Below are 13,928 nucleotides of genomic sequence, written 5' to 3'. Positions count from 1 at the left end.
CATGGCACAACCCAAGGTCGACAAGCTCGTCACCGCGATCGATATCGGATCGTGGAAGGTGTCCGCGTTGATCGCGGGGCGTACCGACAATGGCGAGCTGGCGATTTTGGGGACCGGCCAGCGGGAAAGCCGGGGCGTGCGGCGCGGTTTCATCGCCGATATGGAGCGCACCGAACTCGCCGTGCGCGAGACGGTCGAGCAGGCGGAGCGGGTCGCGGGCACCAATATCGAGGATGTCTGGGTCAGTTTTTCGGGCGGCAGCCTGGTCAGCGACGTCGTCACGGTCGAGCGGGACATGGGCGGCTATCGCGTCGAGCAGGCGGATATCGATGACCTCCTCACCACCGGCCAGCAGGGGATCGATCCCGATGGCCGCGTGGTGCTGCATGCCCAGCCGACCTGCTTCACCATCAACGGCCGGGTGCCGGTGAAGAAGCCGCTCGGCATGCATGCGGACCTGCTGGGCGTCGATATCCATGTGGTGCTGGCCGATGGCGCGCCGCTCGCCAATCTCGACCTCTGCGTGCGCGGGGCCTATCTCAACGTCAACAGCATCGTCGCGTCCCCCATCGCCACGGGCCTTGCCTGCCTGTCCGAAGAGGAGCGCGATCTGGGCGTAGCGCTGGTCGAACTGGGCGCGGGCGTCACCAATGTCTCGCTCTATGCGGGTGGCATGCTGGTGGGTCTGCACAGCATTCCCATCGGGGCTTCGGACATTACCGACGATATCGCGTCGGCCTTCGGCATCCGCCGCAGCCAGGCGGAGCGGATCAAATGCTTCTACGGTTCCGCGATGCAGAACCGCCGCGATTTCCGCGACATGATCGAGATCGCGACGCCCCATGGCGACGTCGCCATTCCGGGCCAGAGCGCCGGCCCCAATGCCGATGGCGGCAAGATCACCCGCGCCGCGCTGGTCGCCGTGATCTGCGAGCGGTTGAACCAGATCATGGTCGAGGTGAATGCCGCGCTTGCCGGCATGGGCTTCAACACGCCGACCGGGCGGCAGGTCGTGCTGACCGGCGGCGGCGCGGAAATGAAGGGCATTGCCGACTACGCGCAGGGGGCTTTGGGGCGCGCCGTGCGCATCGGGCGGCCGCGTGGCCTTGCGGCGTTGCCCGAAGCGCATAGCGGCCCGGCCTTCGCGACTTTGGCTGGTCTTGCGCTTTACGGCGCTTCAAACCCGGTTGATCTTAGAACGATAGCGTCCGCTCCTCAGACGGTTCATCGTATCGGCGCGCCTGCATGGTGGCAGAGAATGGTCAAGGCGATGAAGACGAACTATTGAAATAAAGTGAAGTCGAACGAAATTTACTGGTGAAATACGCCATTATCTGTTGCATTAACCTTCGATGACAGTTTCGCTCACGACATCGAAGCTGGAGGGAGCTAGTATTTATGAGCATTGAAATCAGCCCACCGCATGTGGACGAGTTGAAGCCACGCATCGCGGTGATCGGCGTCGGCGGCGCGGGCGGCAACGCCATCGCGAACATGATCGCCGCCTCGGTCGAGGGCGTGGATTTCATCGTCGCCAACACCGATGCGCAGGCGCTGAACGCCTCCCCCGCGGAACGTCGCATCCAGCTTGGTCCGCAGATCACCGAAGGCCTCGGCGCAGGCTCCCGCCCCGAAATCGGCAGGGCGGCCGCTGAAGAAACCATCGCGTCGGTCGAGCAGGCACTGGATGGCGCGCATATGTGCTTCATCGCGGCCGGCATGGGCGGCGGCACCGGCACCGGCGCGGCTCCCGTCATTGCCAAGGCGGCGCGTGATCGCGGCATATTGACGGTCGGCGTCGTGACCAAACCCTTCACCTTCGAGGGCAATCGCCGCATGAAGTCGGCGGAGAGCGGCATCGAGGAACTGCAAAAGCATGTCGATACTCTCATCGTCATCCCGAACCAGAATCTGTTCCTGATCGCGAACCCCAACACCACCTTCAAGGAAGCCTTCCAGATGGCGGACGAGGTGTTGCAACAGGGCGTTCGCGGCATCACCGACCTGATGGTCATGCCGGGCCTCATCAACCTCGACTTTGCCGACGTCCGTTCGGTGATGGGCGAGATGGGCAAGGCGATGATGGGCACCGGCGAAGCCGAAGGCGACGGCCGTGCATTGCAGGCCGCTGAAAAGGCGATCGCCAACCCGCTGCTCGACGGCGTGTCGATGCGCGGCGCGAAGGGCGTGATCGTCTCCATCGTCGGCGGCGACGACATGCGCCTGATGGAAGTGGACGAGGCTGCCAACCATATCCGCGAACTGGTCGATCCGGACGCGAACATCATCTGGGGTTCGGCCTTCAATGACGGCCTGAACGGCAAGATCCGCGTGTCGGTGGTCGCCACCGGCATCGACAGCGACGCCGCCGGTAATGCCGCGCCGCTGACCCAGCCTTTCAGCTTCGCCAGCCGTCCGGCCGTCGCCGTGCCGACCACCGCTGCGCCCAAACCCGCGTCTGTGGCTGTCCCGGCCCCCGCGCCGGTCGCTGCGCCGGAACCGGAACCCGAAACGCTGGAACTGGACGTGCCTGCCGCGCCCGCTCCGGCTCCTTTGACCCCGCCGGTTGCGGAAAAGGCGCCCGCGCCTTTCGCGCCGTCGCGTCCGGCTGCGGTCTTCTCGGACGAAGATCCGTCGCAGGACGAACTGCTGCTGGGTGCCGAGGAAGCCGAGGCGAAGCCTGCTCAGGCCCCCGCACCGCAAGCGGCTCCGCGCGTCGCCACCGGCGGCACGCTGTTCGAGCGCATGGCGGGCCTGACCCGTGGCGCGGAAAAGGGCGCCGCCGCCAGCGATGACGGCGCTGCGGCTCCGGATATTCCCCGCTTTCTGAACCGTCAGAGCAACCAGTAACCGGGCGCGGGTTCCGCCCGTCCCGAACCGGAAAAGCGCGCCGTCGGCTGCCATGGGCAACCGGGCGCGCTTTTTCTTTTGGCATATTCCCTTGCCCGGCTTCCATCCGCTAAAGGATTCCCGTGAGACGTTATGATATTTGGATTCTCGGCGGGCTGCTTCTAGCGGGAACCGTGCCCTTGCAACCGGTTCTGGCGCAACCTCGTCAGGTGCAGCCGATCCGTCCCTCCAGCACGGAAAACCTCAACAGCAATCTGGCTCGGCTGGCGTCCAATCCGCGCGACGTGAATGCGCTGATCGGCGCGGGCGAGGCGGCGCTGGACATGGACGATGCGCGGGCCGCCGCCGGTTTCTTCGCGCGCGCCGACACGCTTCAGCCGAATAATGGCAAGGTGAAGGCGGGGCTGGGCCGGGTCATGCTGAAGAACCAGAACCCCGCCGAAGCGCTGCGCCTGTTCGATCAGGCGACGCGGCTGGGCTATCCTGAAACGACCCTGCTATCCGACCGTGGGTTGGCGAAGGACATGACCGGCGATCAGGTCGGGGCGCAGCGCGACTATCAAGCCGCGCTCCAGCGGACGCCCGATGATGTGGAACTGACCCATCGCTATGCCGCCTCGCTTGGCATATCGGGGCAAGTGGATGCGGCCGAACGGGTGTTGAAGCCGCTGCTCTACAAGAGCGACCGTGCCGCCTGGCGCTATCGGGCCTTCATTCTGGCGATGAACAACCGGCAGGCGGACGCGAAGAAGATCGCCGAGCAGACCATGCCGGCGCAGCTTGCCACAGCCATCCTGCCCTATATGCAGAAAATGCCTTATCTGACCGCCGCGCAGAAAGCCGCGGCGGTGCATTTCGGGCATTTCCCGGCCAATGTCGGCACCTCCATCGCAGCCATTGCGCCGACGCCGCCTGCGTTCGCTTCGGCCGAACCGGCGCGCGTTCCGTCCGTCCAGCCCGCGCAGCCCGTCAAGCCTGCGCCGCAGGATCGCGGCGCGCGCCGCAATGCGGATGCGGCCACGCTGGCGCAGGCGAATATGACGCCGCGCACCGCTGCGGCTCCGTCAGCGCCGGTTCGCACCATGGTCCCGCAGCAGGCCGCGCCGCAGTCGATGCCGCGCGCCGCCGTTCCTGCACCCAATGTGCAGGGGCCACCCGCGCCCGGTTTCGAGTCCGCCCCGACCCAGCCTTCCGCGCCCGCCAACCCGTCGGCCAGCCAGCTCAACGCGATCACGCTTGCCCAGGCCTCCGCGCCGCGTCCGCCGGCGCCGCAACCGCAGGGCGAACCGGCTCCAATGCCGCCCGCCAGCCCGCCTGCTGCCCCGGTTGAAGCCGCGCCGCCGCCCGTGGCGTCGCAGCCGCAGGTCGATCCGCAAGTGGCCCGCAGCCTGGCCGACATCATCCACGCCATAGACGTCCCTGAGTCGGAGCGGCAGGCGAGCGTCGTCGCGGTGGATCTGTCGGAAATCGCGCAGTTGCAGGCCACGCGTCGCGCCCAACGCGAGGCCGCCGCCGCTGCCGCCGCGGAGAAGGCGAAGAAGGCCGCCGCCGTCAAGGCAAAGGCTGAAGCCGATGCCAAGGCCAGGCAATTGGCCGAGGAAAAGAAGAAGGCGGCCGAGGAGAAGGCGCGCCTCGCCGCCAATCCATCGCGCAACTGGCTTCAGGTCGGCACCGGGGCGAACAAGGGGGCGTTGGCCTTCACGATGAAGGGGCTGCGCAGGAAATATGACTCGCTGGAGCCGCAGGACGCCTGGGTTGCGGGCTGGGGCCGCACCAACCGCCTGCTGGTCGGGCCGTTCAGCAGCTTCACCCGTGCCAAGACGTTGGAGGACAAGCTGAAATCGGCGGGCGCGGATGTGTTCGCCTGGAAAAGCGATGCGGGAGAGGTGGTCGAAAGGCTGCCCGGCAGCTAAGGGGCGGGGCATGACGATGCTCGCCCCTTATGCTTCGCACCCGGACGGCAGCCGGGGCCGCCTCCATGCAGAACCCGGCGGCGAGATGCGCGGGCCGCGCGACATATTCCAGCGCGACCGCGACCGCATCATCCATTCCATCGCTTTTCGCCGCCTGCGCCACAAGACGCAGGTGTTCGTCTCGCCCGACGGCGATCATTTCCGCGTCCGCCTGACCCACAGCCTGGAGGTCGCGCAGATCGGCCGCACGACCGCGCGGACTCTGGGCCTGAACGAAGACCTGACCGAAGCGCTTTGCCTGGCCCATGACATCGGCCATCCGCCCTTCGGCCATGCGGGCGAGGATGCGCTGGAGGCGGCGCTGGATGACCATGGCGGCTTTGATCACAACGCGCACACGCTGCGCACGCTGATGCTGCTGGAAAGCCCCTATCCGTTGTTCCGGGGGCTGAACCTCAGTTGGGAAATGCTGGAGGGATTGGCCAAGCATAATGGGCCGATCACCAAGCCCGGCTGGGCCATGCGGGAGGTGGACGGGCTGTTCCCGCTCGACCTGACCAGCCACGCCTCGCTTGAGGCGCAACTGGCCGCGATTGCCGACGATATTGCCTATGACAATCACGATATCGACGATGGCCTGCGCGCGGGGCTGCTGAGCCTGGACCAGTTGTTGAGCGTGCCGCTGGTCAAAAGCTGCTGGGATCGCGTCCGCGCGCGCTATCCCGATGTGCCCGAAGATCGACTGCTGCGCGAACTGGTGCGCGAGCAGATCGGCGTCATGGCCAATGATCTGATCGCCGCCACCCGCCAGAACATTGCCGAATCTCGCGTCGGGACGGTAGGGGATGTTCGCGCCGCCGGACGCCCCCTGGTCGGCTTTTCGCCCGAGCTGGCGGCGCAGGAACGCGACCTCAAGCGTTTCATGTATGCGACGCTCTACCACCACCCCTTCCAGCTGGCGGCGGCCGACCGGGCGCGGGTGATCGTCACCGACCTGTTCCGCGCCTATCAGGTTGATCCGAAGCTGATGCCGGAGGAATGGCGCGATGATTGCGTGGCGTCCGAACCCCAGCGCAGCCGCCACATAGCGGACTTCATCGCCGGCATGACCGACCGCTATGCCGAGAAGCGCCATGCCGAAATCTTCGGCAGGCTGGAGAGCGCGTGAAACCGCTCTGACACTCCGATTGCCCGATTGACGACGACGCGCATTTGACGCAATGCGGAGATGTCGCCGGTGCCGAGGATTCGGCCCCGGACTTGATGCGGGAGAGCATGGGAAGCCTTTCAGGCCACCCCGTCGCCGAAGGAGCAACCGCCCCGGAATCTCTCAGGCCAAAGGACCGCATCATGGGCAGGCACTCTGGAAAGCGGACGGTTTTATGCCGTCCCACCGAAGGGGTAAGCCATCCGGTCGCTTGATCGGTGGTCAAAGCTCTCAGGTTCCGTGACAGAGGGGGTGGCAGACGCCATGAGTCCGATTCCGGGCGTGGCGTGTTTGTCGCCTATCACTGTTCATGGAAAGGCCGCCCCAATGTCCGGCAATGACGACATCGCTCATATCGAAGAAGAATTGCCGTTGCAGGAACTGCCGCTGGATGGCTGGCACCGCGCGAAAGGCGCGCGCATGGTCGGCTTTGCGGGCTATCACATGCCGATCCAATATGAAGGCATCATGGCCGAGCATGGCTGGACCCGCGAACATGCCGGGCTGTTCGATGTCAGCCATATGGGGCAGCTGACCTTCTCCGGCGAGGGCGTGGACGAGGCGCTGGAGCATCTGCTGCCGAGCGATATCAAGGGGCTGAAGCCCTTCCGCCAGCGCTATTCGATGCTGCTGGATGAAGAGGGCGGGATTCTCGACGACCTGATGGTGTCGCGTCTGGGCGATGGGGCTTTTGACGGCGCCGCCATCTACATGGTCGTCAACGGCGCGACCAAATATGACGATATCGGCTGGATGATCGAGCATCTGCCCGACGAGGTCGTCATGAACCATATGGACGAGCAGGCGCTGCTCGCCTTGCAGGGCCCGGAAGCGGGCGAGGCGCTTGCCAGCCTGATCCCTGAAACCGCCGATCTGCTTTTCATGCAGTCCGGGCTTTTTGCCTGGCGTGGCGTGCCGCTTTGGATCAGCCGCTCGGGCTATACCGGCGAGGACGGCTTTGAAATCAGCGTTCCCGCGGGAAATGCGGGGCTGCTGGCGGATGCGCTTTGCGAGTCGCCGCAGGTGAAGCCCATCGGTCTTGGCGCGCGGGATTCGCTGCGCCTCGAGGCGGGTCTGCCGCTTTACGGCCATGACCTGACGCCCGCCGTCAGCACCATCGGCGCGGATCTGGGCTTTGCCATCCAGAAGCGCCGCCGCGAGGAGGGTGGCTTCATCGGCCATGCCCGCGTGATGAAGGAACTGGCCGATGGTCCGGGTTCCAGGCGCGTGGGGCTGAGGATCGAAGGCCGCCTGCCGGCCCGCGAGGGCGCGGCCATCTATGCTGGGGACGTGCGGGTAGGCCAGGTTACGTCCGGCGGCTTCGCGCCGACCGTGGGCGCGCCGATCGCCATGGGCTGGGTCAGCCTGCCGCATGCCGGGCTGGACGAAGCGCTGGAGATCGAGGTGCGGGGTAAGCGCATCGCCGCCACCGTCGCGGCGATGCCGTTCGTGCCGCACCGTTACCGCCGCAAGGCCTGACCATCTTTTCCGAGGGGAGTAAATCCATGAGCCGTTATTTCACCGACGAACATGAATGGATCGATGTCGAGGGCGAAATCGCCACCGTCGGCATCACCGACTATGCGCAGGAGCAGCTGGGTGACATCGTGTTCGTCGAACTGCCTGCCGAGGGAACCAGCTTCGAGAAGGGCGACGACGCCGCTGTCGTGGAATCGGTCAAGGCTGCGTCGGACGTCTATGCGCCGATTTCGGGCGAAGTCGTGGAAACGAACAGCGCGCTGGAGGACGAACCCGCGCTGGTGAACAGCGATGCGGAGGAAGACGGCTGGTTCTTCAAGCTGCGCATTGCCGACGCGAGCGAGCTGGAAGGGCTGATGAACGAAGCTGCCTACAGGAAGTTCGTGGCCTCGCTCTGATTTGAACAAGCCCCTCCCGCTTGCGGGAGGGGGGAGAACTGTGAAATGCGCTACCTACCCCTTACCGACACTGACCGGCAGGACATGCTGTCCGTCATCGGCGCCTCGTCGGTCGACGACCTGTTCGTGGACGTCCCCGCCGAGGCCCGCCTTTCCGACAAGATCGCAGGGCTTCCCGACCATGCCAGCGAACTGGCGGTCGAACGCCATATGGCAGCTCTGGCGCGGAAAAATCTGTCGGCAGGGGAGGCGCCCTTCTTCATCGGCGCGGGTGCTTACCGGCATCATGTCCCCGCCAGCGTCGATCATCTGATTCAGCGCGGCGAGTTCCTGACCGCCTATACGCCCTATCAGCCGGAAATCGCGCAGGGCACGTTGCAGGTGCTGTTCGAATTCCAGACCCAGGTCGCGCGCCTGCTGGGCTGCGACGTCGCCAATGCGTCGATGTATGACGGCTCGACTGCCTGCTGGGAAGCGATCGGCATGGCCCGCCGCATCACCAAGCGCGGCAAGTCGATCCTGTCGTCCGGCCTGCACCCCCATTATGTATCGGTCGCCAACACCATGGCGAAGTTCACCGGCGACGCGCTGGTGCATGCCGCGCCGAGCCTCGACGCCGCGACCGACATTGATGCGCTGATCGCCGGGATCGACAAGGACACCTCCTGCGTCGTCGTCCAATATCCCGATATCCTCGGCCGTATCGCTGACCTGACCGCGTTGGCCGATGCCGCGCATGGAGCCGGTGCGCTGCTGGTCGCGGTCGTCACCGAGCCGGTCGCCCTGGGGGCTTGTCGGGCGCCGGGCCATATGGGCGCGGATATCGTCGTGGGCGAAGGCCAGTCGATCGGCGTCGGCCTGCAATTTGGCGGCCCCTATCTTGGCCTGTTCGCGTGCAAGCAGAAATATGTCCGGCAGATGCCGGGCCGCCTTTGCGGCGAGACGGTGGACGCGGCGGGCAAGCGCGGCTTCGTGCTGACCCTTTCGACCCGCGAGCAGCATATCCGACGCGAAAAGGCGACGTCGAACATCTGCACCAACTCCGGCCTCTGCGCGTTGGCGTTCAGCATCCATATGACCCTGCTGGGCGAGAAGGGGCTGCGCGAACTGGCGATGCTGAACCATGGTCTGGCGGTTCAGGCGGCCGATCGTCTCCGCCAAGTGCCGGGTGTGAAGTTGCTCAACGACAGCTTCTTCAACGAGTTCACGCTGGTTCTCTCCAAGGATGCCCGCGAAACCGTGCGCAACCTGGCCGACAGGGGCGTGCTGGGCGGCGTGTCGCTCGGCCGCCTGTTCCCGGACGCGCAGGAGATAAGCAACGGTCTGGTCGTCGCCGTCACTGAAACCGTGACCGCGGAGGATATCGAAGCCTTTGCCAAGGCACTTGAGGAGGAACTGGCATGAGCCTCAATCACTTCCGTGCTCCTGCGCAGGCAGGAGCCCAGTTCTGCCCTATCGCATCTCGCAACCTCCGAACTGGGTTCCTGCCTGCGCAGGAACACGGCCTACTATTGGAGATCGTGGCATGACCATGCTGAAGGAAGGCCGCCCCACCGCGCCGCAAGCAGTCGAGCAAGCCGCCAGCGCCCCCGCGACCGCCACCGGCAACCGCGCGCTGATGCTGGAGGAAGCGCTGATCTTCGAGATCGGTTCGACCGACACCACCGGCGTCGATTTCGCGGAGGCGCCCAAGGTCGCAAGCCGCCTCGGCACGCTCGCCCGCACCGACGCCATCGGCCTGCCCGGCCTGTCGGAGCAGGAAACAGTCCGCCATTATACGCGCCTCAGTCGCCAGAATTATGCCATCGATCTTGGCCTGTTCCCGCTTGGCTCCTGCACGATGAAGCACAACCCGCGCCTCAATGAGAAGGTCGCGCGGATGCCCGGTTTTGCCGACCTCCATCCGCTGGCGCCGCAATCGACGGTGCAGGGGGCGCTGGCGGTGATCCATGAACTGGCGCAATGGCTGATCACGCTGACCGGCATGCATTCGGTCGCGATGAGCCCCAAGGCAGGCGCCCATGGCGAGCTGTGCGGCCTGCTGGCGATCCGCGCTGCGCTGGAAGCGCGGGGCGACGCGCGCAGCGTCATCCTCGTCCCCGAAAGCGCCCATGGCACCAATCCCGCCACCGCCGCCTTCTGCGGATACAAGGTCGAGGATATTCCGGCGACCCCGGACGGCCGCGTGGACCTCGAAGCCTTGAAGGCCCGCCTTGGCCCGGATGTCGCGGCGGTGATGATCACCAATCCCAATACCTGCGGCCTGTTCGAGCGCGACATGAAGACGATCTCCGACGCGGTCCATGCCGCCGGGGCCTTCGTCTATTGCGACGGCGCGAACTTCAACGCGATCGTTGGCCGGGTGCGCCCCGGCGACCTTGGCGTCGACGCGATGCACATCAACCTGCACAAGACCTTTTCGACGCCGCATGGCGGTGGCGGTCCCGGCTCCGGCCCGGTGGTGCTGTCGCAAGCCCTCACCCCTTTCGCGCCGCTGCCTTTTGTCGAAAAGCAGGGCAATGCCTTCGTGCTGGTCGAGGAAGAGACGGTGGGGGACCATCATGCCAGCAGCTTCGGCCGCATGGTCGCCTTCCACGGCCAGATGGGCATGTTCACCCGCGCGCTGACCTATATTCTCAGCCATGGCGCGGACGGCCTGCGTCAGGTCGCGAGCGATGCCGTGCTCAACGCCAACTATATCCTGCGCAGCCTGGACGATGTGCTGGATGCACCCTTTGGGCAGAGCGGCCCTTGCATGCATGAGGCGCTGTTCAGCGATAAGGGGCTGGCTGAGGGCTTCACCACGCTCGACATTGCCAAGGGGCTGATCGACGAGGGCTTCCACCCGATGACCATGTATTTCCCGCTGGTCGTCCATGGCGCGATGCTGGTCGAACCGACGGAGACGGAAAGCAAGGCCGCGCTCGACCAGTTCATCATGGCGCTGCGCAGCCTGGCCGAACGTGCCAAGGCTGGCGATGAAGCGCTGAAGGGCGCGCCCTATTTCGCCCCGCGCCGTCGCCTTGACGAGACATTGGCCGCCCGCAAGCCAGTCCTGACCTGGACGGAGCCGGTCCTGGCGGCAGCCGCCGAATGACGGACGGGCCGGAGCCGTGGGAACCCGGTTCCGGCCCCGTTGCCGCAGACAAGCGTCACGCCCCCGCGACGGCGCGCAACCGTGACGTCATCCTCGCGGTGTTGCGGGAGGAACTGCCGCCCTCCGGCCTGGTGCTGGAGATCGCGAGCGGCAGCGGCGAACATGTCATTCATTTCGCCGCCGCGCTGCCCGCTCTCGACTGGCAGCCGAGTGATCCCGATCCGGCGGCGCTGGCTTCCATCCGGGCCTGGCGCGCGCAAGCCGGGCTTCCCAATATCCGTCCCCCGATAAGGCTTGATACGACCGCCGACTGGCCGATCGCACGGGTCGACGCGATCCTCTGCATCAATATGGTCCACATCAGCGAATGGGCAGCGACGGTCGGGCTGTTCAGGGGCTGTGCGCGAGCGCTGCCCGCCGGTGCCCCGTTGATCCTGTACGGTCCCTATCTCGAAGCTGATGTAGAGACGGCGCCATCGAATCTGGCGTTCGATCGCGCGTTGAAGGAGCGCAACCCTGAGTGGGGGCTGCGGCATCTGCCTGACATTGACAGGATCGCTGCTGAATTTGGGTTCGGGCGGACCCGCCGGGTGGAGATGCCCGCCAATAACCTCACGCTCATTTATCGCAAACAGGGGCGAAAATCAGGGAAGCGCGAGGGCGCGACGCCCTGGAGTCATTCTGGTGCAAATTGAACCGGAATGACTCCAGGAGTTTTTCGTTTTCCGTGATTTCCGAGCCGCCAGATGATGCCATCTGGCTCGAAATCACTCTAAGTAGTTGATCAAATTCATTTTGTGATCGACTCGATCCGATGATACAAGACCGTGCGGTTCCCGTGCGGAAGGTTGTCGATGGATAGGAAGTTGGCGAGCGAACGCAATTCCGAGCAAAAGGCGCTGGCGGCGCGGTGGAGCATCGCGGCCGAGGCGATAGAGGCTCTGGCCGGCGCCCGGTCGCTGGACGCGGTGATCAATGTCTTGCGTGCCTTCGCGCGCCGTGCCGTGGGAGCGGATGGCATAGCGATCGTGCTGCGCGATGAAGATCAATGCCATTATATCGCCGAAGATGCGATGGAGCCGCTCTGGGCGGGGCAACGCTTCCCGATCGCGAGCTGCGTGTCGGGCTGGGCCATGGAATATCAGCAAACGGCCGTGATCTCCGACGTTTTCGATGATCCGCGCGTGCCGGTCGAGGCCTATCGCACCACCTTCGTGCGCTCCATGCTGATGGTTCCGATTGGTTGCGTCGAACCCATCGCCGCGGTCGGAGCCTATTGGTCGGAGTTCGCGCAGCCGAGCGACAATGAGATCTCGTTGCTGGAGGCATTGGCCCGCGCCGCGTCCGTCGCCCTTGAAAATGAGCGGCTTTCGCGTCGCGCTGAGCGCTGAGCGACTGGCCGGGGGCTGGAACCGCCTGTCGGTGGAATTCGCGACCGATCGGCGTCACGATGGACCGGAACGCCGATCGCTGTTGCGCGAGATCTGATAGGCTTCCATGCCGTGCGGCCTGACGTTGAGCCGGATCGACCAGCCGGAGCGGGCGTCGATGGCGGCGCGGCTGAGAATGACCGGCGGCGCGCCAGCCCTCAACTCGGCGCGATTGGCGGTGTGGATGGTCGACCCGCCGGCAATCTGGAGATCGACCTCGACCCGGACCTGTTCCGGCCAGGCGGCCATGACGCGGATCACCGTCTGGCTGCCCTCGTTCCGGACATCAAGCCATACCGGATGGTCCCTGTCGATGTTCGTCGCGTCGGCGGCATGGGCGGAGGACAGCATCATCATTTCCGGCATGAGGAGGAAGGCGGCGCACAGGAGGCGGGAAGACACGGGTTCATCCCCCCTGCGGGCCTGGCAGGATGATGACGGGACCGGTCGATCCGCCATCGTCCGGCACGGGTGCGCCTTGCGGTTCCCTGGGCGCGCTGTACACGTCCAGCGCGGAGGGGTCCTGATTGAGATAGGCGGCCAGGGCGTCGGGACCGATCTCGCGCGCCAGCGCCTCGGGCGTGGGCTGCTGTCCGCGTTGGCGCAGCATTTCCGCCGCTCTGGCGACCTCCCCGGCCAGATCGCGCCTGTCGTCGCCCTTGACCAGCGTGGCTTCGCCCTTGCCGCTTTCCCTGGGCGCGTCCAGCGTGGACGGCAGCTGCGATACCTGCGCGGGGTTGCCGTTGCGGGGCGGCGCGACATTGGGCACGGCGATGTCCCTGTCGGGCGCCTGCGGACGGGACAGTTGCTCGACCTCCAGATCGGGATTGGCGCCCTGCGCCGGGGCGCCGGCGTGCTGGAGCATCAGGAACAGGGTCAGGGCGATGCCGGACATTGAAATGGTCCTCAAGGCGCGGTCTGGGTGATGGTGATCGCCGCGCCGCCCGTCTGCGACAGCGCCAGTCCCAGTCCATTGCCGGTCTGGCTGAGCGCAGCGGCGTTGCCGTCGCCATTTTGCGTCAGCGCCAGCCGATTGTCATCGCCATTCTGCATCAGGGCGGCGCTGTTGTCATTGCCATATTGCCGCAGGGTCATGTCATTCGTGCCGGCATAGGCGGTCTGGTTCAGCGAACTGAAATTGCCGTGGCCTGACTGGTCGAGCAGCATTGCGTTGCTTCCGCCGGCATCGGCATATTGTTCGGCGCGATGGCTATTGCCCTCGCCGGTCAGCGACAGATCCAGGCTGTTCGTGCCCTGACCATATTGGCGCAGGTCGATGTCATTGGTGGAACCGTGGATGGTCAGGCGGGCGGACTGGCTGCTGCCGCTCTGGGTCAGGGCAAGGGCGTTGCCGTCGCCGATCTGTTCCATGTCGACGGCGGCGGCATTGGCAGCCGACTGGTCGACCAGCACCATATTGCCATTGCCCCGATTGCTGACCGTGGCGCTCGTCTGCGCGATGGCGCAGGCGGGGAGAGCCGACAGCAGGGCCAAGGCTGCAACCGTCATCCTCATCGATGGATTCCCTGTGGAAAGGAGGGGTAGGGGGGGGGG

General features: G+C 65.6%; 12 protein-coding genes, 1 pseudogene and 1 riboswitch. Of the genes and pseudogenes, 10 read left to right on the top strand and 3 right to left on the bottom strand.

Going from position 1 to position 13,928, the window contains the following annotated elements; translation table 11 throughout:
• The first annotated feature begins 1 nt into the window (after nt 1).
• From ftsA to RUH75_RS16275, 10 genes and pseudogenes are all read left to right on the top strand, one after another.
• Nucleotides 2-1,288, top strand: a complete 1,287-nt coding sequence (gene ftsA, locus RUH75_RS16320) for a cell division protein FtsA (protein WP_313807924.1) — start codon at nt 2-4, stop codon at nt 1,286-1,288.
• Nucleotides 1,289-1,398: 110 nt separating this feature from the next.
• Nucleotides 1,399-2,850, top strand: a complete 1,452-nt coding sequence (gene ftsZ, locus RUH75_RS16315; RefSeq protein WP_313807922.1) for a cell division protein FtsZ — start codon at nt 1,399-1,401, stop codon at nt 2,848-2,850.
• Between the two features lie 122 nt (nt 2,851-2,972).
• The gene (locus RUH75_RS16310) at nt 2,973-4,763 is read left to right on the top strand and encodes a tetratricopeptide repeat protein (protein ID WP_313807920.1); all 1,791 of its coding nucleotides are present in this window, start codon (nt 2,973-2,975) and stop codon (nt 4,761-4,763) included.
• 10 nt (nt 4,764-4,773) lie between these two features.
• The gene (locus RUH75_RS16305; protein ID WP_313807918.1) at nt 4,774-5,931 is read left to right on the top strand and encodes a deoxyguanosinetriphosphate triphosphohydrolase; all 1,158 of its coding nucleotides are present in this window, start codon (nt 4,774-4,776) and stop codon (nt 5,929-5,931) included.
• A gap of 88 nt (nt 5,932-6,019) precedes the next feature.
• Nucleotides 6,020-6,119, top strand: a riboswitch (glycine riboswitch).
• Nucleotides 6,120-6,297: 178 nt separating this feature from the next.
• Nucleotides 6,298-7,449, top strand: a complete 1,152-nt coding sequence (gene gcvT / locus RUH75_RS16300; RefSeq protein ID WP_313807916.1) for a glycine cleavage system aminomethyltransferase GcvT — start codon at nt 6,298-6,300, stop codon at nt 7,447-7,449.
• 26 nt (nt 7,450-7,475) lie between these two features.
• Nucleotides 7,476-7,847 (top strand): glycine cleavage system protein GcvH, encoded by a 372-nt coding sequence (gene gcvH / locus RUH75_RS16295; RefSeq protein ID WP_313807914.1) that lies wholly within the window; start codon nt 7,476-7,478, stop codon nt 7,845-7,847.
• Between the two features lie 45 nt (nt 7,848-7,892).
• Nucleotides 7,893-9,251 (top strand): aminomethyl-transferring glycine dehydrogenase subunit GcvPA, encoded by a 1,359-nt coding sequence (gene gcvPA, locus RUH75_RS16290; protein ID WP_313807912.1) that lies wholly within the window; start codon nt 7,893-7,895, stop codon nt 9,249-9,251.
• Nucleotides 9,252-9,372: 121 nt separating this feature from the next.
• Entirely contained in the window at nt 9,373-10,944 is a 1,572-nt protein-coding gene (gcvPB, locus tag RUH75_RS16285; RefSeq protein WP_313807910.1) for an aminomethyl-transferring glycine dehydrogenase subunit GcvPB, read from the top strand.
• Nucleotides 10,941-11,639 carry a DUF938 domain-containing protein gene (locus RUH75_RS16280; protein WP_313807908.1) on the top strand — a complete coding sequence of 233 codons (699 nt, stop codon included), beginning with the start codon at nt 10,941-10,943 and terminating at the stop codon, nt 11,637-11,639. Before gcvPB ends, RUH75_RS16280 begins: the two co-directional genes overlap by 4 nt.
• Nucleotides 11,640-11,798: 159 nt before the next feature.
• A pseudogene (locus RUH75_RS16275) lies at nt 11,799-12,314 on the top strand (GAF domain-containing protein); the annotation flags it as partial.
• Between the two features lie 75 nt (nt 12,315-12,389).
• On the opposite strand, the gene RUH75_RS16270 reads toward RUH75_RS16275, so the two are convergent.
• From RUH75_RS16270 to RUH75_RS16260, 3 genes are read right to left on the bottom strand one after another with little or no spacing between them, the layout of a single operon-like run.
• Nucleotides 12,390-12,776: a hypothetical protein gene (locus tag RUH75_RS16270; RefSeq protein ID WP_313807907.1), complete on the bottom strand. Its 387-nt coding sequence runs from the start codon at nt 12,774-12,776 to the stop codon at nt 12,390-12,392.
• A 4-nt stretch (nt 12,777-12,780) separates the two neighbouring features.
• Entirely contained in the window at nt 12,781-13,269 is a 489-nt protein-coding gene (locus tag RUH75_RS16265; RefSeq protein WP_313807905.1) for a hypothetical protein, read from the bottom strand.
• 11 nt (nt 13,270-13,280) lie between these two features.
• Nucleotides 13,281-13,889 carry a hypothetical protein gene (locus RUH75_RS16260; protein WP_313807903.1) on the bottom strand — a complete coding sequence of 203 codons (609 nt, stop codon included), beginning with the start codon at nt 13,887-13,889 and terminating at the stop codon, nt 13,281-13,283.
• Between the last annotated feature and the right edge of the window lie 39 nt (nt 13,890-13,928).

It is taken from the genome of Sphingobium sp. (assembly GCF_032153725.1).
Lineage (GTDB): Bacteria > Pseudomonadota > Alphaproteobacteria > Sphingomonadales > Sphingomonadaceae > Sphingobium.
This window is presented reverse-complemented; position numbering and strand designations above follow the sequence as displayed.

What these genes read in the sequence shown, in the direction of transcription:
- gcvPB (WP_313807910.1), top strand. Translation starts at nt 9,373, where the DNA reads ATGACCATGCTGAAGGAAGGCCGCCCCACCGCGCCGCAAGCAGTCGAG.
- gcvH (WP_313807914.1), top strand. Translation starts at nt 7,476, where the DNA reads ATGAGCCGTTATTTCACCGACGAACATGAATGGATCGATGTCGAGGGC.
- RUH75_RS16305 (WP_313807918.1), top strand. Translation starts at nt 4,774, where the DNA reads ATGACGATGCTCGCCCCTTATGCTTCGCACCCGGACGGCAGCCGGGGC.
- RUH75_RS16265 (WP_313807905.1), bottom strand. Translation starts at nt 13,269, where the DNA reads ATGTCCGGCATCGCCCTGACCCTGTTCCTGATGCTCCAGCACGCCGGC.
- gcvPA (WP_313807912.1), top strand. Translation starts at nt 7,893, where the DNA reads ATGCGCTACCTACCCCTTACCGACACTGACCGGCAGGACATGCTGTCC.
- gcvT (WP_313807916.1), top strand. Translation starts at nt 6,298, where the DNA reads ATGTCCGGCAATGACGACATCGCTCATATCGAAGAAGAATTGCCGTTG.
- ftsZ (WP_313807922.1), top strand. Translation starts at nt 1,399, where the DNA reads ATGAGCATTGAAATCAGCCCACCGCATGTGGACGAGTTGAAGCCACGC.
- RUH75_RS16260 (WP_313807903.1), bottom strand. Translation starts at nt 13,889, where the DNA reads ATGAGGATGACGGTTGCAGCCTTGGCCCTGCTGTCGGCTCTCCCCGCC.
- ftsA (WP_313807924.1), top strand. Translation starts at nt 2, where the DNA reads ATGGCACAACCCAAGGTCGACAAGCTCGTCACCGCGATCGATATCGGA.
- RUH75_RS16280 (WP_313807908.1), top strand. Translation starts at nt 10,941, where the DNA reads ATGACGGACGGGCCGGAGCCGTGGGAACCCGGTTCCGGCCCCGTTGCC.